Below are 17,277 nucleotides of genomic sequence, written 5' to 3' on the forward strand. Positions count from 1 at the left end.
TGGGTGTCGCGCGCTGGCTGCGCGCGACGGGGAGCTTCAGGGGACATGGATCAGGTCTCGGTGACGGTCGGGGGCGCCGTCGTCGACTCCCTCGGTACGAGCGGGGCCCGTTCCTCGGGGGACTTCTCGGACATCAGGTCACGTGCGCCGCGGCCGAGCAGGTCCGCCGCGAGCCGGCGACCCAACTCGTCGGCCGCGGTGACGGGACCGTCGGGGTGGTCTGCGGTGGCGGCGGTGCCCTCGGTGCGCAGGACGGTCGAACCGTCGTGCGACGCGGCGACCGCGTGCAGCGTGAGGACTCCCCCGTCGAGTTCGGCGCGCGCCCCGACGGGAGCGGTACACCCGGCCTCGAGCTCGGCGAGCAGACGGCGCTCGGCCGTCACCCGGATCCTGGAGGGCAGGTGGTCCAGCAGCGCGATCGCCTCGGCGGCGCCGGCGTCGTCGGCCCGACATTCGACGGCGAGGGCGCCCTGCGCCGGGGCGGGGAGCATCTCGTCGATGCCGAACCGCTGGGTGGCCCGTTCACCCACGCCCACGCGGTCGAGCCCGGCGGCGGCCAGCACGACCGCGTCGAGATCGCCACTGGTCACGTAGGACATCCGGGTGTCGATGTTGCCGCGCAGCGGGTGCAGGTCCAGATCCGGCCGGAGCGCGGCGAGTTGCGACCGCCGACGGGGCGCGGAGGTGCCCACGCGGGCCCCGTCGGGCAGCGTGGCCAGGGTCAGCCCGTCGCGGGCGATGAGCACGTCCGAGGGGTCGACCCGCGGCGGCACCGCGATCGGGGCGAACCGGTCGTCGGGCGCGGTCGGGAGGTCCTTGTACGAGTGGACGGCGACGTCGCAGTCGCCACGTTCGAGCGCCGAACGCAGCTCCATGGTGAACACGCCCACGCCGATGCGCTCGACCGGAGCCATCACCACGTCGCCCTTGGTCCGCACGATCACCAGTTCAGCCGGGTAACCGGCGGCGATGAGGGCGTCCCGCACGTGCCCGGCCTGCGTGGTCGCGAGGTTGCTCCCGCGCGTGCCCACCTTCAGGGTCCTGCTCATGACGCCTCCTCGTCCACACTGGTCTCGGTCACACGGGTCTCGTCCAGGCGGTCCACGCTGTCCAGGTCGAACAACGTCCGTACGACCGCCGCCAGGTTCTCGCCGTCCGGTTGGGCCGCGAGCTCCTTGAACCTCACCGTCGGCGGGTGTAGCAGCTTGTCCACCACCCGGCGGACGGTGTTGGCCACCTCGTCGCGGACCTTGTCGTCCAGTTCGGGCAGCCGCGAGTCCAGCCGACGCATCTCGGCCGCGACCACCTGGCCTCCGCGGCCGCGGAGCTGGCCGATCAGCGGCCCGACCCCGGCCATGCGCTCGGCCTGCGTGTACGCGGCGAGCTCGGTGTCGACGATCGTGCGCGCGGCATCGGCGTCGGCGGCCGCGGCCGAGGTGGCCGGGTCGGCGTTGAGCTCCTCGATGCCCAGCACGGTCACTCCCGGCAGGCCCGAGACCGAGGGGTCGACGTCGCGCGGCATCCCCAGGTCGCAGATCACCAGCGGGCGGCCCGGTCCGCGGCGGGCGAGGGCCGTGTGCACGTCGCCCAGGGTCACGACCGCGCCCACGGCACCCGTACAGGTGAAGAGGATGTCGGCGGCGGCGATCCCGTCGGCCAGGTCCCCCATGGGGAACGCCGAGGCCGGGGTCCCGGAATCGCGGGCGATCTCCGAGAGGCGGTCGGCGCGCTCCGGGGTGCGGTTGGTGACGTCGATATGAGAGATCCCGGCCCGACCGAGGTGGGCGACCGCGAGTCCGCCCATCGCACCCGCTCCGAGGACGACCGCGCGGCGACCGTCGAGACGGCGGGACGGGCTCACGGTGTTCGCGGTGGACGACCCCGCGGGTCCGCCCTCGGCGAGGATCTCCGCCGCACGGTCCAGCGCCACCGACACCACCGACGACCCCGCCGAGTCGATACCGGTCTCGGTGTGGACGCGTTTGCCCACGTGGAGGGCCTGCTGGGCCAGTCGGTGCAGCGTGGTGCCGGCCGCGCCGATATCGGACGCGGACTGGTAGGCGGTGCGGATCTGGCCGATGATCTGCTGCTCGCCCACGACCATCGAGTCCAACCCCGAGGCCACGGAGAACAGGTGCTCGGCAGCCGACTCGGAGTAACGGACGTAGAGGTGGCGGCTGAGTTCGTCGGGCGAGAGCCCGGAGTGCCGCGAGAGCAGGCCCACGACGTCGTCGAGCGCAGGGTGGAACGCCTCCACCGCCGCGTAGACCTCCACGCGGTTACAGGTGGTGACGATCATCGCCTCGTCGACGTTGCTGCCGCTGATCAGGTTCTCGGTGAGGGAGTCGCGATCGGCCTCCGCGACGGCCACCGACTCCAACAGGGCGACCGGGGCGCTGTGGTGGGACAGGCCCACCAGGAGAATGCTCACAGCCGACCCCCGGACGCGAGTGCCGTAGGCGCCCATGCCAGAATGGACACCGAAGAGTCAACTCGGGACACCGGGAACGACGGGACGACACTGGACGCACACGCGGAACAGTGGTCCACAGTCGGTCGTCTCCTGTCGGTGTGCACGGCTGCATACAGGTCGATTCCCAGTGGAATCCCCTGCCGGGACGGCCGTGGCCTGAGCCTGCGATCGACCCGCAACGAACTCCACCGTAACCCGCATGGCACCCCGGGACAAAACCGTCGCCGGGGCGGATGCTATGCCCGGGCAACGCCGCGCGGCCGCCATGAGCAGCGCGGACCCTCACCGCCCCGAGCCCGGATCCCGGCGCGCGCGTGCAGCGGACAGCAGTGCGCGCGGGGTCGACGTACGGTTGCGCCGTGCCACCTCGCCGCAGATCCTCCTCCAGCATGTCCGCGGCGACACGCGCGCGCTACGCGAAGCGACGGCAACGGCGACTCTCCCGCGTCGACAACGACCTCACCACCCCGCAGTGGGCGGACCTCCTCCACGCCTGGGGCGGGTGCGCCTACTGCCTGGCGCCCGGCCCGAATCTGCAGCGCGACTGCGTCATGCCCGTGTCCCGCGGCGGGCGCTACACGCTGGCGAACGTGGTCCCCGCGTGCGCGTCGTGCAACGCGAGCAAACACAACAGCGAGGTCACCGGGTGGCTGCGGCGTAAGAAACTCGACGAGCGCACCTTCCTGCTCCGGCACGCGACGATCCTGCAGGTCCTGCTGGCCGAGGACTAGTCCCAGCCCCGGAACGGCTCGGGTGCTGCGAGGTCGGCGATCAGCTCGTCGTCGTCGACCTCCCAACAGGAGTGCTCGGCGCCGTCCACCAGGACCACCGGCAGGCGGTCGCCGTACTCCACCGCGAGCTCGGGGTCGGCCGCGCGGTCCACGTCCACCACCTCGAGCCGCGCGTGCGCCCGCGTGCAGAGCGGGATCAACTGCCCGTGGACGCGGACGCAACTTCCACAACCCTCGCGGGTAAGCAGGGTCACCGTGTGCACCATGCTCTGATAGTGCCCGACCCCCTCTGGGCTCCCCTAGGATGGGGTCCCACCCCCACTAGGAGGTCCACCCGGTGAACGACCACACCGACGCCACCGACGACTCCGACTCCGGGGGCAACCGTCTCCGGCTCCCCGGACGGGCGGACGTCACCAGTGCGATCGGCCGGCTGGCCTGGCGCCGGCGCAACGCCCGCGACCAGCGAGTCGCCGGCGAGGCCTCCGCGAGGAACGCCGTCAAGCTCGAGCCCGGGGCCGAGCCCGGCCCTCCGCTGGCAGACGCCACGGGCACCGAGGACGACGACGACCACGCGGCCACGCGGTTCGTCCCCGACCCGCAGGCGGCAGCGTTCTTCGACGTGGACAACACCCTCATCCAGGGCGCCTCGATCATCCTGCTGGCCCGCGGGCTGGCCAAGCACAAGTTCTTCACCGCGCAGGACGTCGCGGGGATGGCGTGGTCGCAGATCAAGTTCCGGGTCTCGGGCAACGAGAACGCCGACGACGTGGCCGCCGGCCGCGACAAGGCGCTGAGCTTCGTCAAGGGCCACACCGTCGCCGAACTGACCGCGTTGAGCGAGGAGGTCGTGGACACCTCGATGCTCGACCGCGTCTGGCCCGGCACGCGCTCGCTGGTGCAGATGCACCTCGACGCCGGGCAGCAGGTCTGGCTGGTCACCGCCACGCCGGTCATGCTGGCGAGGGTGATCGCGTCGCGGCTCGGGCTCTCGGGAGCGCTCGGCACCGTGGCCGAGGAGGAGGACGGTGTGTACACCGGCCGGTTGGTGGGCGACATCCTGCACGGGCCAGGCAAGGCTCACGCCATCTCCAGCCTTGCCGAGGCCGAGGGTTTCGACCTGTCCAAGTGCTACGCGTACTCGGACAGCTTCAACGACATGCCCATGCTCACGATGGTCGGCAACCCGGTGGCGATCAACCCGGACGGGCGGTTGCGCAAGTACGCCTCCGAGAACGGCTGGGACATCAAGGACTTCCGCACCGTGCGCAAGGCGGCCAAGAAGGCGATGCCCGGGGTCCTCGCGGTGGGTGGGCTCGCGGGAGCCCGGGCTGCGGTCCGCTCCTCGTACGGAGTGCGGACGATGGGGCAGATCCGCCGGATCTTCTGAGTCGGCCGGGCATGCGGGTGGCGCCGGCGAGCACGCGCCCCGCATGCCACGCATGGCCCGGACGCACCCCGGACGCACCCTGGACACGCCGAGCACGCGGCCGGCACGCTGCTCAGCCGAAGAAGACGCTCCCGCGGCGCGCGAGGTTCCTGAACAGCGTGTTCTGGATGGTCTCGCGGACCTGGTCGGTGATCTCGAAGACCACCATCGGGTCGTCGCCCGCGTCCGGACCCAGATGCGAGGTCTCGATGGGCTCGCCGAACTCGATGGTCCACTTGGTGGGCAGCGGGATCCCACCGAGCCCGCCGAGCAGCGGGAACATGGGCGTGATGGGCAGATACGGCAGCCCGAGCAGCCGCGCCAGTGGGGGGAACTCGCCGATCTTGGGGTAGATCTCCTCCGAGCCCACCACCGAGCACGGGATGATCGGCACCCCGGCGTCCAGTGCGGTGGACACGAACCCGCCGCGGCCGAAGCGCTGCAGCCGGTACCGGTCCGCGAACGGCTTGCCCAATCCCTTGTAGCCCTCGGGCCACACCGCCACCACGTGACCGCTCCCCAGCAGGCGTTCGGCATCGGCGGCGCAGGCCAGCGTGGCACCGGCCCGCCGCGCCAGTGGCGCGGAGACGGGCAGCGTCATGGCCAGGTCGGCGGCCAGGAGCCGTAGGGCGCGTCCGGCGTGGTCGTGGACGGCGACGGTGGTCATCATGGCGTCCAGGGGCAGGACGCCGGCGTGGTTGGAGACGATCAGCCCGGCGCCCTCGGCGGGGATGTTCTCGGCGCCGATCACCTCGACCCGGAACCAGTGCTCGAACAGCGGCCGCCAGAGGGGCAGCCACACGGTGCTGTGGAAGTGCTCGTCAAAGCCGAACTCGTCGACGTCGTAGCCGCCGGTGACGCGCGTGGCGATCAGTTCACCGGCCCCGTTGATGGCGTCGACCAGGCCCGACATCGCGCTGACGTCGCCGGTCGCGAGCATCACGTCGACGTTGCGCACGACCTCGCGGACGGGCCCCAGCATCTCTGCATCGACGGGCAGCGCCTCCAGCACCTGGCCGAGCGAGTCCCGCACGGAGGTGAGGAAACGGTCGACGATCCGGCCGATCTCGGTGGCGGCGGCGTCGCTGTGGCTGGTGGTGCCGAGGAAGCCCTCGCCCACGATGCGGTCGCTCCGTGAGTCGCGGCGGCCCTCCCCCCAGCGAGGCCCACCGAGTGGCTGGCTCAGGTCGAATTCAGGGCCCTTCACAGCGCCTCCTCCTCGATCGGGTCGGACTCGCTGGCGTGGGGCTGGTTCGGGACGTGCTCGCTCGGGTCGGGCTCATTCAGGTCGTTCTCGTCCGGGTCGTCCTCGTTCGGGCCGGGCAGAGCGCCGATCGCCTCGAGCTCGCACAGGGTGGTGTCCACCCCCGCGCGCAGCCGGTCGGCCACCGGCGCCGGGAGCATGGCCGCGATCTTGGCGGTCTTGCGTTCGAGCGTGGCGCGGGTGATCAGCGGTTCCGTGCCCGAGTCCACCAGGTAGGCGTGGAGTGCCTCCTCGGTGGTGTACCGGGGTGTGAATCCAAACTCGTTGCGCATGCGGGTGGTGTCCACTGCGCGGCCGAAGCGCAGGTAGCGCAGCTGCGAGGCCCCGATGTCGCGCAGCCCCTGACTGGAGAGCAGTCGCACGGCGAGCTTGAACGTCTGCGGCGGCACCGGCAGCGGGACGTGCCCGGCTCGCCGGATGGCCTGGGAGAGCGTGAGGATGCCGTCGCCGGCGATGTTGAACGTTCCCGGCGCGGCGCCCATCGTGGCGTGCAGGAGGGCGTCGAGTGCGTCTTGCGGGTGGAGCAGCTGGATGCGGGGGTCGTAGCCCCCCAGGACCGGGGCGATCGACGGTGCCAGCAGCTCGCCGAACACCGTGGGCTCGGGCAGTCCGAGGATCGCGGGGATCCGCAGGATCGTCACATCGATGTCCGGCCGCTTGCGGGACATCCCCCGCACGTAGCCCTCGACAGACAGGTGGTCCAGGGGGATGCCGCCGCTGGGCTGGCGGCGGGCGGCCATGTCCTCGGTGAACATGGCCGGGTCCACGCCCGAGGAGCCGTAGACGGTGGTCGAGGAGATCAGCACGAACCGCTTGACCGTCGCGGCCCGCCCACAGGCGGCGATCACGTGCATCGAGCCCATGATGTTGGACTCCTTGACGGCCGCGCGGCCGCCCGGGGCGAAGTCGGTGTGGTGCAGTCCGGCGTGGACCACGGTGTCGATGCCGGCATCGCGCAGGATGCCCTGCAGGCGCGGCGACTGCGGGTCGAGGCGGACGAACTCGGCGTCCCTCATCCGTCGGCGGTGCTGTGGCGACGGTTTGACGGAGTCGATGGCCAGGACTCGCTCGACGGAGTCACTCCGGAGCAGCATCCCCACCAGGTGGGCGCCGAGGTACCTGCTTCCGCCCACGACAGCGACCGCCCGGGCGGGCCGACGGGTTGGCGCTTCGGGGTTCACCCGGCCCACTGTAGTCGTGGACCCCCCGGCTCTGTTGCCCGGTACGCGTACCCCGGACACACCGATGCCCGCCACCGCTAGTGGGTGACGGGCATCTGCTGCAGGCGTGAGTCCGGGCGCTATCGAGGCGCCGCCGGACTCACTTACCGAGCTTGCGACGCTGCACGCGCGTCCGGCGGAGCATCTTGCGGTGCTTCTTCTTGGACATACGCTTGCGACGCTTCTTGATCACAGAACCCATATCGGGGGTCACCTACCTGTCGATTACTGGTCTGGGGCCTTACGGCGGACTTACTGCGCTCCGGCAACTAAGCGGGCTCGGAAGCCGGTACGGAACCCGTCCAGACTACCTGCAGGTGGGGCCGCGACGAAAACGGGCCCGGGGGCTGACTCGGAGTGGGTCAGCCGGCCGAGAAGTACGAGGTGTCCAGGTACTCGTGGACCGCCTTGGAATGCACGCGGAACGACCGACCCACGCGCACCGCAGGCAGTTCGCCCGAGTGGACGAGCCGGTACACCGTCATCTTGGACACGCGCATCAGCGCAGCGACCTCGGCAACGGTCAGGAACTGGGAACCCCCCGCCGCCTGTGCGCCGCCTTCGGTCTTGTCGGTAGTCGCCATCTCACAACCCTTCGTGGCACGCGTCGTGCCGCAGGCTTCCCCTCCTGCGGTACGGACACGCACGTGCTGGGTATGAGCCTAGCGTGAAGGGTGTGATCAATGCGACGGGAGTGGGTAAATAACTTTGACGACACGCCGTCCGACCGCTGCTTCACCCACCCTGATCAGGGCTTGTGCTAAATACGACGTCCCGCCAGGTGGCTCATGTCTCACCTGGCGGGACGGGTGGGCTCCGGCGCCCGGTTCTCGCGAACGGCGCTGCGGGCTATGGCGGGATGGGCGGTCAGTCGTCGCGCTCGTCGTCGTTGGCCTTCTGTGCCGCCCGGGCCAGCTCGAGCGACCTGGTCGCGGACGCTTCCACGGCGTCAGCCACCGCGGATCTGAAGCCCCCCGCCTCGAGTCGCCGGATCGCCGCCGCCGTGGTGCCACCCGGTGAGCAGACGGCCCCGCGGAGGTCGGCGGGTCCGTCCCCACCGGCGGTGAGCATGGCGCCCGCGCCCAGGGCGGTCCCGGTCGCGAGCCTCAGCGCGACGTCACGAGGCAGGCCCTGCTCCACCGCCGCGTCCACCATGGCCTCGGCCAGGAGGAAGAAGTAGGCGGGGCCGGAGCCCGACACGGCCGTCACGGCGTCCATCTTGGACTCCTCGACGACGACGACGGCGCCCACGCTCTCCATGATGTCGACGACCTTCTCCAGGTGCTCGTCGCGCGCGTAGCGACCCTTGCAGGCGGCCGAGACGCCCTGCCCCACGAGCATCGCCGTGTTGGGCATGACCCGCACCACCGGGGAGCCCGCGCTGAGCTTGTTCTCCAGCACCGCCGTGGGCACGCCGGCTGCCAGCGACACCACGATCGACTCGTGGACGCTGTCGGAGATCGCGTCGCCGATCCTGTCGACGACCGCGGGCACGTCGCCGGGCTTGACGGCCACCACGATCACGTCCGCACCCTCGCACCCGATGTCCAGGCTGGTCGAGAGGATGCAGTACTTCTTGGCCAGTTCGGCGGCGCGGGCCTCGACGGCTTCGATCACCACGATGTCCGAGGGCTCCGTCCCCGAGTTCCGGAGTCCTGCGATGAGTGCCTCGCCGATGCGTCCGCCACCGACCACTGCGATTCTCGTCATGCCCACCACAGTGCCACACGCCCGTGGTGGTCCTGCAGGGCTCGTCCTGCAGGGCTCGGCGGGCACCCGCGCAGACGACTCCGCCCGCACCGTGAGAGGCGCGGGCGGAGCGGGGCCGGAGCGGGGCCGGAGCGGGCGATCCGGCTAGGTGACCACTCTGAGCAGCAGCGGCCCGCAGGTCACGCCCAGTCCGACGATCACCGCGAGGGCGATGCTGACCATGTCGTTCGACCGCCGCAGGACGCGGACCATGGCGACCAGCCCCACGATCACCACGACCGCGAGGGCCATGGCCACCCACGGCAGGTCGCGCCACAGCAGCTGGAAGCCGACGAACAGCGCTGCACCCGCGACACCCGAGGCCAGCACCTGCGCCACGAGTACCAGCCACTCCGTGGTGGAGGAGCGCTCGGCCGGCTCGTCGCCGTGGGGAGCGTGATCCGGGTGGTGGTCCGGGTCGAGATCCGTCGAGGTGTCGGGCCGGGCCGACGCCCGGTGGTGGGCCGGGTCCGCCTGGGCAGGCGCACCCTGCGGCTGGGTTGCCTGCGCCGGGGTTGCCTGAGTGGGGGCGGCCTCCTCGGTCCGGGCCTGGCCGCTCGCTGCCAGGCCGGTCGCTGTCGCTGCAAGGCCGGTGGCTGCCAGACCGGGAGCGGTCTCCCCGGTCGGGGCGTCCGGTGCCCGATGGGCGGTCGAACCGCTGCCCGACGGAACACCCCAGCTCGCCGATTCGCCAGCGGGAGCGGTCTTCGGCGCGGACTTCGGCTCCGCGGTTGTCGACTCCGCGGGCTTCTGCTCAGCGGCCTTGGGGTCGGTGGGCTTCTGCTCGGTGGGCTTCTGCTCGGTGGGCTTCTGCTCGGCGGGCATTGACTCGGTGGGCTTCGGCCGCACTGGCGCGGACGTCGTCGCAGCTGCGGAAGCCGCCCCCGCGACGGGCGCAGTCGCAGTCGGTGCATTCGCAGTCGGTGTGGCCGCCGTCGGTGCTGATGCCGACGGTGTCGACGCGGCCGGCATCGACGCTGTCGGCGCGTCTGCCTTCTTCGCCGGCGCCGTCGGAGCAGTCCGGTCAGCGGCCGGTCCCGTCTGCCGCCCGGCGGTATCCGGCGTGACCGAACCGGACTTGCCCGCATCGGGCGTGGTTGCGGCCGCTCCCGCAGCGGCGGTCCCGGCAACTCCTGCCGCGGCGCCCGCGGCGATGCCGGGCGAGGTCTCCGACCGCCCCGCGGGGGCCGGACGGAAGGCGGGAGCGTCGAACTGCGCCCGCTCGGTGTCCTTGCCCTTGCGCTTGCGACCGAGCAGCCCGCGCAGGCCGCCCTTCTTTCCGGAGTCGGCGGACCGCTCGTTGCTGACCGGCGGCTGAGTGTGCTGCTGGGGCGGGGTCTGATGCGGTGGGGTCTGTTGCGGCGCGGCCGGAGCGGCTTGAGTCTGCGGCTGCGGAGCGGTCGGTGCTGCGGGGGCCTCCGCACGACGCTTCCCCGACGCGTCCGTCTCCGGCGCCCGTCGCCTACCCGGCGCATCCGACTCCGGCGCATCCGTCTCCGGTGCACGTCGTCTGCCCGGCGCATCGGCCTCCGGCGCCCGTCGCCTGCCCGGCGCCCCGGACTCCGGCGCCCCGGACTCCGGCGCATCCGTCTCCGGCGCCCGTCGCCTGCCCGGCGCCCCGGGAGCCGGGCTCGCGGCCGTGGGAGCGTCCGCGGACTTCGCCGGCACCTCCGCGGCGGGGGTCGCGGGTCGGTCCGCGGTCTTCTGCGGCTGCACGGGTGGGGAGGTGGCCGGCCTCGTCGTCGTCTCGGTCCCCGCGTCCTCGGCGGCCGACTCCTCCGCCTCGCGGGCCCGTCGGCGCGCGGCACGGCTGCTGAGTTCGGTGTCGTCGGTGATCCGCGGGATCTCGCCGGTGAGCTCAGAGACGCTCACGCCGCTACCGCTCTCGTCGGCCCGCCGGTGACGGCGACCTGTCGGTGCGGCCGCGGCCGGCTGCTCCGCGCCCATGCGCTTGAGCAGCTCCGCCACGGTGATCTGCTGACCGTCCTGATCCTCGGCCATCTCAGCTCCCCTTTCCGTCGCCGCCCGCGTCCCGGTCGAGACGCTGCAGAATGAGCCCCTCCCGCAGAGCCCACGGGCAGATTTTCACACTTTCCAACCCCAGAGCCCTCATCGACGCCTCCGCCACCAGCGCTCCCGCGACCACCTGATGGGACCGGTCAGAGCTGATGCCCTCCAACTCTGCCCTGTCGGCGGCCGTCATGCGAGAGATAAAGGCGATCACCTGCCGCAGACCCGACGCGGTGAGGATCCGCTCCACCCGCGGCCCCTCCGACGAGGGCGCCGCTCCGGTGAGCCGCGCCAGCGTGCGGAACGTCTTGGAGGTGGCGCAGGCCAGGTCCGGTGTGCCGGCCGCGCGCAGCTCCCTGGCGGGACCCTCCAGCTCGGCGTCGATGAAGTCACGCAACTGGTTGATGCGCTTGCGTTCCGGCGGATCGGTCTTGAACCAGTCGTGCGTCAGCCGGCCGGCGCCCAGCGGCAGGCTGTAGGCGTGTTCCGGCAGCTCGTCCTCGCCGCTCGTGAGTTCGAGCGACCCACCACCGATGTCGAGGTTGACGATCCGACCGGCGCTCCAGCCGAACCAGCGGCGGGCGGCCAGGAAGGTCATGCGCGCCTCGTCCTCGCCGGAGAGCACACGCAGCTCGATGCCGGTCTCCTTCTCGACCTTCTCGAGCACCGCGTCCGAATTGGCGGCGTCCCGCACGGCCGAGGTCGCCAATGCCATGACCTCACGGCACTTGGTGGCCTTGGCCAGATCGGCGGCCTCGTTGACCGCGTCGATCAGCCGGGCGATGCCGGTCTTCGAGATGTTGTCGTCCTCATCGAGGTACTCGATCAGGCGCAACCGGGTCTTGGAATCGTTCATGGGCGTGGGGTGCCCGCCCCGATGGGCGTCGACCACCACGAAATGGACCGTGTTGCTCCCGACGTCCAGGACACCTAATCTCACACGCCCACCCTAAACGGTCTACGGTCGCAGGTTGTGACCGCCACCGAACGCACCTCCACCCCGGGCGCGCCCGCCGCGGAAGTCCCCCTCGACTTCCCCCGCGAGTGGTACACGTTCCCGGACCCCGCGAACGACGAACACCTCGTCTCCGCGGACATGACCTGGCTGCTGTCCTCGTGGACCTGCGTCTTCGGCACCCCGGCCTGTCACGGCATCGAGGCCGACCAACCCGACTCGGGATGTTGTACCCACGGGGCGTTCCTGTGCGACGACGACGACCGCGAGCGACTGAAGGTCAACGTCGAGCTCCTGGGCCCCGGGGACTGGCAACACCGTGAGGCCGCTCTGGAGGCGGCAGTGGCCGAGGGCGGCGATCTGGAGCCGTGGCTGGAGGAGGACGAACTCACCGGGGACGACGGCGAGCCCGAGCCCGCTCTGCGTACCCGTCGCCACGGCGGCAGGTGCGTGTTCTTCAACGACGTCGACTTCCCGGCCGGCTCCGGCTGCGCCCTGCACCACATGGCCCTGCGGACGGGGCGGACCCTGCCCGAGTCGAAGCCCGACGTGTGCTGGCAGCTGCCCATCCGCCGCACGCAGGAGTGGGAGACGCGGCCCGACGAGGTGGAGGTCCTCCACACCCGTATCGGCGAGTACGACCGCCGCGGCTGGGGCCCCGGCGGCCTGGACCTCGACTGGTACTGCACCGGTTCTCCCGAGGCTCACGTCGGGGCCGAGCCGGTGTACGTCTCCCTGCGCGTCGAGCTGGTGGGCCTACTGGGGGCCGAATGCTACGAGGTGCTGGCCGCGGCGTGCAGGCGCCGTGGCCAGCTGGGAATCGTCGCCGTGCACCCCGCCACCGAGCGTGCGCAGGCCGGACGGGCCTGCGGCGCCTGACCTGGGAGCCCGGGCCGGGCGGGTCAGCCCTCGAACTTGTAGCCCAGGCCGCGGACCGTCACCAGGTGGACCGGCTTGCCCGGGTCCTGCTCGATCTTCGAGCGCAGCCGCTTGACGTGCACGTCCAGCGTCTTGGTGTCACCCACGTAGTCCGATCCCCACACGCGGTCGATCAGCTGACCGCGGGTGAGCACCCGGCCCGAATTGCGCAACAGGTATTCGAGCAGGTCGAACTCCTTGAGCGGGAGGGTCACGACCGACCCGCGAACGGTCACCGTGTGCCGCTCGATGTCCAGGCGCACCGGACCCGACTCCAGGACCCCGATGTCGTCCGGCTGGTCAGACTCCGAATCGGCGCCGCGCCTCAGGACCGCCCGGATGCGGGCGATGAGCTCGCGGGCCGAGTAGGGCTTGGTCACGTAGTCGTCGGCGCCCAACTCCAACCCGACCACCTTGTCGATCTCACTGTCCCGGGCGGTCACCATGATGACCGGGACGCTCGAGGTCACCCGCAGCCGCTTGCACACGTCGGTTCCGGACATGCCCGGGAGCATGAGGTCCAGCAACACGATGTCCGCACCCTCCGCGTCGAAGCTCTCCAGCGCGGTCGGGCCATCGGGGGCGATGGTGACCTCGAAGCCCTCCTTGCGCAGCAGGAACGCCAGCGGGTCCGCGAGCGAAGCCTCGTCCTCTACGATCAGCACCCTGGTCACGGCACCTGGTCCTCTCCTTGTTGGTCGTGCTCGGAAGGGGGCGGGGCCCCCTCGCCACCCGGCTCGACATGGGCCGGAAGTTCGAGTGTGAACGTCGACCCGGTCCCGGGTCGGCTCCAGATGGTGACGAGACCGTTGTGGTTCTGGGCGACGTGCTTGACGATCGCCAGCCCCAGGCCAGTCCCACCGGTGGCCCGGGACCGGGCCTTGTCCACGCGGAAGAAGCGTTCGAAGACGCGGGTCTGGTGCTCGGGCGCGATGCCGATGCCCCGATCGGTGACCCGCAGCATCACGGTGTCCCCGTCGATCGCCCGGGTGATCGAGACCGGGGTGCGCTCGGGCGAGTAGTTGACGGCGTTGGAGATGAGGTTGGTCAACGCGGTGACCAGCAGCGTCCAGTCGCCGGAGATCTCGAGCCCGGAGGGCGAGTCGGTGATCAGCTCGATCCCGGCCGCCTCCGCCGCGGACGCCGACCTGCGCATGGCCTCGTCTACCACGGCGTCCACGTCCACCGGCTCGGCGTCGCGGATCCGCTCGGCCCCCTGCAGCCGCGACAGCTCGATGAGCTCGGAGACCATCTTGCCCAGCCGGTGCGCCTCGCTCACGACGCGGCCGCCGAAGTACTCGACCGATTCCGGATCGTCCTTGGACTCCAGCAGCGCCTCGGCCAGCACGGCCATCGCCCCCACCGGCGTCTTGAGCTCGTGGGAGACGTTGGCCACGAAGTCGCGGCGGGCGGCCTCCATGCGCCGCTGCTCGGAGTCGTCGTCGGCAAACACCACCACGAACTGCTCGTGGTGGCCGCCGAGGATCTCGCTCCGCCCGCTCACCGAGGGGATGCGGCGGCGGCCGGTGATGATCTTGGCGGGCAGGTCGAACGCCGAGGGGTCGCCGTCGGTGAAGGTCGCGCTGGCGGCGCGCCACACCGGGTCCACCAGGAGTCGGTCGTCCACGATCCCCAACTCTGCGGCTCGACGGTTGTAGAGGACCACGTCCTGGTACCGGTCGACAACAGCGAGGGCGTAGGGCGCCTGGTGGTACACCTCCCGTAGGACCTCCAACCTGCTGGGCCCCTGCTGTTCGGCCAGCCGCAGCTCACGGCGGGCGTTCAGCCGGGGGACGACGAAGCCACCCACGACGAAGCCGACCACTGCGGCGATGATCGCGAGGGCGATCCCGAGACTGACCTGCACGAGGCAGATACTACGGTGCGGCGTATCGGCTTCCACAACGGCGAACCCCCGTCCATCTGCGGTAAGTCCGCAGGTGGACGGGGGTTCGCCGCGTGTTCACCGGCGCGACACCTACTTCTCGGCGCCCTGGCTGGCGACGGCCGCGGCTCCGGCGGCCGCGGCCTCCGGGTCGAGGTAGGTACCACCCGGGTTGGCGACCAGACCGGAGTCGTCGAAGCGGTAGACCAGCGGGATGCCGGTGGGGATGTTCAGGCCCGCGATGTCCTCGTCGGAGATGCCGTCGAGGTGCTTGACCAGCGCGCGCAGGGAGTTGCCGTGCGCGGCCACCATGACCGTCTTGCCCTCGGCCAGCAGCGGCGCGATCTCGGCCGCGTAGTACGGGATGAACCGGTCCACCACGTCCTTGAGGCACTCCGTCAGCGGAACCTCCGGCAGGTCCGCGTAGCGGGCGTCAGCGGACTGCGAGTACTCGTTGCCGGGGTCGATCGCCGGCGGCGGGGTGTCGTAGCTGCGGCGCCACAGCATGAACTGCTCGTCGCCGAACTCGTCCTTGATCTCGGCCTTGTTGAGGCCCTGCAGCTTGCCGTAGTGCCGCTCGTTGAGCTTCCAGTGCCGCACCACCGGGATCCAGTGCCGGTCACAGGCGTCGAGCGCGATGTTGGCCGTGGTGATGGCCCGGCGCAACAGCGAGGTGTACAGCACGTCCGGCAGGATGCCCTCCTCGGCGAGGAGCGTGCCGCCGCGGACGGCCTCCTCACGCCCGAGGTCGGTGAGGTCGACGTCGACCCATCCCGTGAACTGGTTGGATGCGTTCCACGTGGACTGCCCGTGACGCAGGAGGACGAGGGTTCCGTAAGCCATATCCTCATTATGGCCTGACCCCCACGGACTACGGTGCAGACATGACCACACACGCCGGAGACACCCCCGAACGACCGGACCGGCCGTGGACCGCCCACTACACCCCGGGCACCACGCACGACCTCGACTACGGCACCACCACACTGATCGACCAGTTCGACGACGCCGTGCGCACCTACTCCGACGAGCCCGCGACCGAGTTCTTCGGCCGCCTGACCCCCTACTCCGAGATCGGTATGCGGGTCCGCCGCGCGGCCGAGGGACTGCGCCGCCTCGGGGTGGGCAGCGGAGACCGGGTCGCCGTCCTGCTGCCCAACTGTCCGCAGGGGATCGTGGTGTTCTACGCGGCCCTGCGGATCGGCGCGATCGTGGTGGAGCACAACCCGCTCTACACCGCCGACGAGCTGGAGGGTCCGTTCGCCGACCACGGCGCCGAGGTGGTGGTGACCTGGAATGTTGTCGCCGGCATGGTGCGCGAGCTGGCCGACCGTCCCGGGACCGCGATCGAGCACATCATCGCCGTCGACCTGCTCGACGAGCTCCCCGCCACCAAGCGCCTGGCCCTGAAGTTCCTGCCCGTCCCCTCGCTGCGCGCCTCTCGCGCCAAACTCTCCGCACCCGCCCCCGGAACGCTGGACTGGCGCGGGTTCGAGACCGGGCCGGAGCTGGACTTCTCCCATCCCCGCCCGCAGCCCGACGACCTCGCACTGATCCTGTACACCTCCGGCACCACTGGCACGCCCAAGGGAGCCACGCTCACCCACGCCAACCTGGTGGCCAACGCCAAGATGGGCCAGGCGTGGGTGCCGGAGCTCGAGTTCGGGCGGGAGCGCTTCCTGGCGTCACTGCCGATGTTCCACGCCTACGGGGTGACCCTGTGCGTGGTGATCGGGATCGCGGTGGGCGCCCGGCTGCAGCTCGTGCCCGCGCCGGAGATGGACCTCATCATGCCGATCCTCGCCAAGGACCTGCCCACCTTCATCCCGGCCGTCCCGCCGATCTACGCCAAGATCCTCGAGGAGGCGGGGAAGCGGAAGATCCCACTGCACGGCATCCGGCACTCCCTGTCCGGCGCCATGAGCCTGCCGGAAGAGCTCATCGAGAAGTGGGAGGCCGCGACCGGCGGTCTGCTGGTGGAGGGATACGGCATGACCGAGACCTCACCCATCACCGTGGGGAACCCCATGTCGACGGCGAGGCGGGCCGGCAGCATCGGCGTCCCCTTCCCGGACACCGACATCCGCGTCGCCCACAAAGACGACCCCTCCACCGACGCGTCCCCGGGAGAGCCCGGCGAACTGCTGGTCTCGGGCCCGCAGGTCTTCCCCGGTTACTGGCGCAACCCCGCGGCCACCGCCGAGACCTTCCACGAGGGCTGGCTGCGCACCGGCGACGTGGTGGTCCAGGACGTCGATGGCTTCCTCCACGTGGTGGACCGCATCAAGGAGATGATCGTCACCGGCGGGTTCAACGTCTACCCCTCCGAGGTCGAGGCGGTCCTGCGCAGGGCCCCGGGCGTGGCCGACTGCGCGGTGGTCGGTCGACGCGGGCCGGACGGGGGCGAGCAGGTCGTGGCCGCGGTGGTCACCGAGCCCGGCGCCGAGCTCGACCCGGACGCACTGCGGGCCCACTGCAAGGCCTCGCTGGCCGGCTACAAGGTCCCGCGCGAATTCGTCCAGGTGGCCGAGCTGCCCACCAACCCGATGGGCAAGGTGCTGCGCAAGAAGGTCGCCGAGCAGCTCTGACCGCCTACTCACCGTCGAGAAGAGTGTTCCGCGCGTATCGACCGAGAAGGAGGTG

The 17,277-nt window shown here is 71.1% G+C and carries 17 protein-coding genes; 4 read left to right on the forward strand and 13 right to left on the reverse strand.

Features of this window, described 5'->3' with window-relative positions; all coding sequences use genetic code 11:
• Positions 1–50: 50 nt before the first annotated feature.
• Positions 51–1,049: a hydroxymethylbilane synthase gene (hemC, locus tag A6048_RS14390; protein ID WP_107745683.1), complete on the reverse strand. Its 999-nt coding sequence runs from the start codon at positions 1,047–1,049 to the stop codon at positions 51–53.
• Positions 1,046–2,431, reverse strand: coding sequence for a glutamyl-tRNA reductase (locus tag A6048_RS14395; protein WP_211310051.1), 1,386 nt, complete (start codon positions 2,429–2,431; stop codon positions 1,046–1,048). Before A6048_RS14395 ends, hemC begins: the two co-directional genes overlap by 4 nt.
• Positions 2,432–2,862: 431 nt before the next feature.
• On the opposite strand from A6048_RS14395, the gene A6048_RS14400 reads away from it, so the two are divergent.
• Positions 2,863–3,204, forward strand: a complete 342-nt coding sequence (locus tag A6048_RS14400) for an HNH endonuclease (RefSeq protein ID WP_107745679.1) — start codon at positions 2,863–2,865, stop codon at positions 3,202–3,204.
• On the opposite strand, the gene A6048_RS14405 is transcribed toward A6048_RS14400, so the two are convergent.
• Complete coding sequence (locus A6048_RS14405; protein ID WP_107745677.1) at positions 3,201–3,470, reverse strand: glutaredoxin family protein; 270 nt, start codon at positions 3,468–3,470, stop codon at positions 3,201–3,203. The two genes, A6048_RS14400 and A6048_RS14405, sit on opposite strands and share 4 nt — an antisense overlap.
• A 71-nt stretch (positions 3,471–3,541) precedes the next feature.
• Here A6048_RS14405 and A6048_RS14410 point away from each other — a divergent pair, with 71 nt between their 5' ends.
• Complete coding sequence (locus A6048_RS14410; protein WP_107745675.1) at positions 3,542–4,594, forward strand: HAD family hydrolase; 1,053 nt, start codon at positions 3,542–3,544, stop codon at positions 4,592–4,594.
• A gap of 112 nt (positions 4,595–4,706) precedes the next feature.
• Here the strand turns inward: A6048_RS14410 and A6048_RS14415 are convergent, their stop codons facing one another.
• The 7 genes from A6048_RS14415 to A6048_RS14450 form a co-directional block, all read right to left on the reverse strand.
• Positions 4,707–5,840: a lysophospholipid acyltransferase family protein gene (locus tag A6048_RS14415; protein WP_107745673.1), complete on the reverse strand. Its 1,134-nt coding sequence runs from the start codon at positions 5,838–5,840 to the stop codon at positions 4,707–4,709.
• Positions 5,837–7,078 carry an NAD-dependent epimerase/dehydratase family protein gene (locus A6048_RS14420; protein ID WP_235027620.1) on the reverse strand — a complete coding sequence of 414 codons (1,242 nt, stop codon included), beginning with the start codon at positions 7,076–7,078 and terminating at the stop codon, positions 5,837–5,839. Before A6048_RS14420 ends, A6048_RS14415 begins: the two co-directional genes overlap by 4 nt.
• Positions 7,079–7,217: 139 nt before the next feature.
• The gene (locus tag A6048_RS14425; protein WP_003855542.1) at positions 7,218–7,319 is read right to left on the reverse strand and encodes a 30S ribosomal protein bS22; all 102 of its coding nucleotides are present in this window, start codon (positions 7,317–7,319) and stop codon (positions 7,218–7,220) included.
• Between the two features lie 160 nt (positions 7,320–7,479).
• Complete coding sequence (locus A6048_RS14430; protein WP_017837771.1) at positions 7,480–7,701, reverse strand: helix-turn-helix domain-containing protein; 222 nt, start codon at positions 7,699–7,701, stop codon at positions 7,480–7,482.
• 283 nt (positions 7,702–7,984) lie between these two features.
• On the reverse strand, positions 7,985–8,827 hold the full coding sequence (gene proC, locus A6048_RS14435; RefSeq protein WP_107745669.1) for a pyrroline-5-carboxylate reductase: 843 nt from the start codon (positions 8,825–8,827) through the stop codon (positions 7,985–7,987).
• Between the two features lie 144 nt (positions 8,828–8,971).
• Positions 8,972–10,867 carry a hypothetical protein gene (locus A6048_RS18330; RefSeq protein WP_107745667.1) on the reverse strand — a complete coding sequence of 632 codons (1,896 nt, stop codon included), beginning with the start codon at positions 10,865–10,867 and terminating at the stop codon, positions 8,972–8,974.
• A gap of 1 nt (position 10,868) precedes the next feature.
• Positions 10,869–11,816 (reverse strand): Ppx/GppA family phosphatase, encoded by a 948-nt coding sequence (locus A6048_RS14450; RefSeq protein ID WP_107745665.1) that lies wholly within the window; start codon positions 11,814–11,816, stop codon positions 10,869–10,871.
• 33 nt (positions 11,817–11,849) lie between these two features.
• On the opposite strand from A6048_RS14450, the gene A6048_RS14455 reads away from it, so the two are divergent.
• On the forward strand, positions 11,850–12,710 hold the full coding sequence (locus A6048_RS14455; RefSeq protein WP_107745663.1) for a DUF3109 family protein: 861 nt from the start codon (positions 11,850–11,852) through the stop codon (positions 12,708–12,710).
• A 23-nt stretch (positions 12,711–12,733) separates the two neighbouring features.
• Here the strand turns inward: A6048_RS14455 and A6048_RS14460 are convergent, their stop codons facing one another.
• From A6048_RS14460 to A6048_RS14470, 3 genes are all read right to left on the reverse strand, one after another.
• Positions 12,734–13,423 (reverse strand): response regulator transcription factor, encoded by a 690-nt coding sequence (locus A6048_RS14460; RefSeq protein WP_107745661.1) that lies wholly within the window; start codon positions 13,421–13,423, stop codon positions 12,734–12,736.
• Positions 13,420–14,616 carry a sensor histidine kinase gene (locus A6048_RS14465; RefSeq protein ID WP_107745659.1) on the reverse strand — a complete coding sequence of 399 codons (1,197 nt, stop codon included), beginning with the start codon at positions 14,614–14,616 and terminating at the stop codon, positions 13,420–13,422. Before A6048_RS14465 ends, A6048_RS14460 begins: the two co-directional genes overlap by 4 nt.
• A gap of 111 nt (positions 14,617–14,727) precedes the next feature.
• Positions 14,728–15,477: a phosphoglyceromutase gene (locus tag A6048_RS14470; RefSeq protein WP_107745657.1), complete on the reverse strand. Its 750-nt coding sequence runs from the start codon at positions 15,475–15,477 to the stop codon at positions 14,728–14,730.
• A 41-nt stretch (positions 15,478–15,518) separates the two neighbouring features.
• Between A6048_RS14470 and A6048_RS14475 the strand changes: the two genes are divergently transcribed.
• Positions 15,519–17,222, forward strand: coding sequence for a long-chain-fatty-acid--CoA ligase (locus A6048_RS14475; RefSeq protein WP_107745655.1), 1,704 nt, complete (start codon positions 15,519–15,521; stop codon positions 17,220–17,222).
• Positions 17,223–17,277 lie beyond the last annotated feature (55 nt).

The organism is Dietzia psychralcaliphila, from assembly GCF_003096095.1.
GTDB classification, from domain to species: domain Bacteria; phylum Actinomycetota; class Actinomycetes; order Mycobacteriales; family Mycobacteriaceae; genus Dietzia; species Dietzia psychralcaliphila.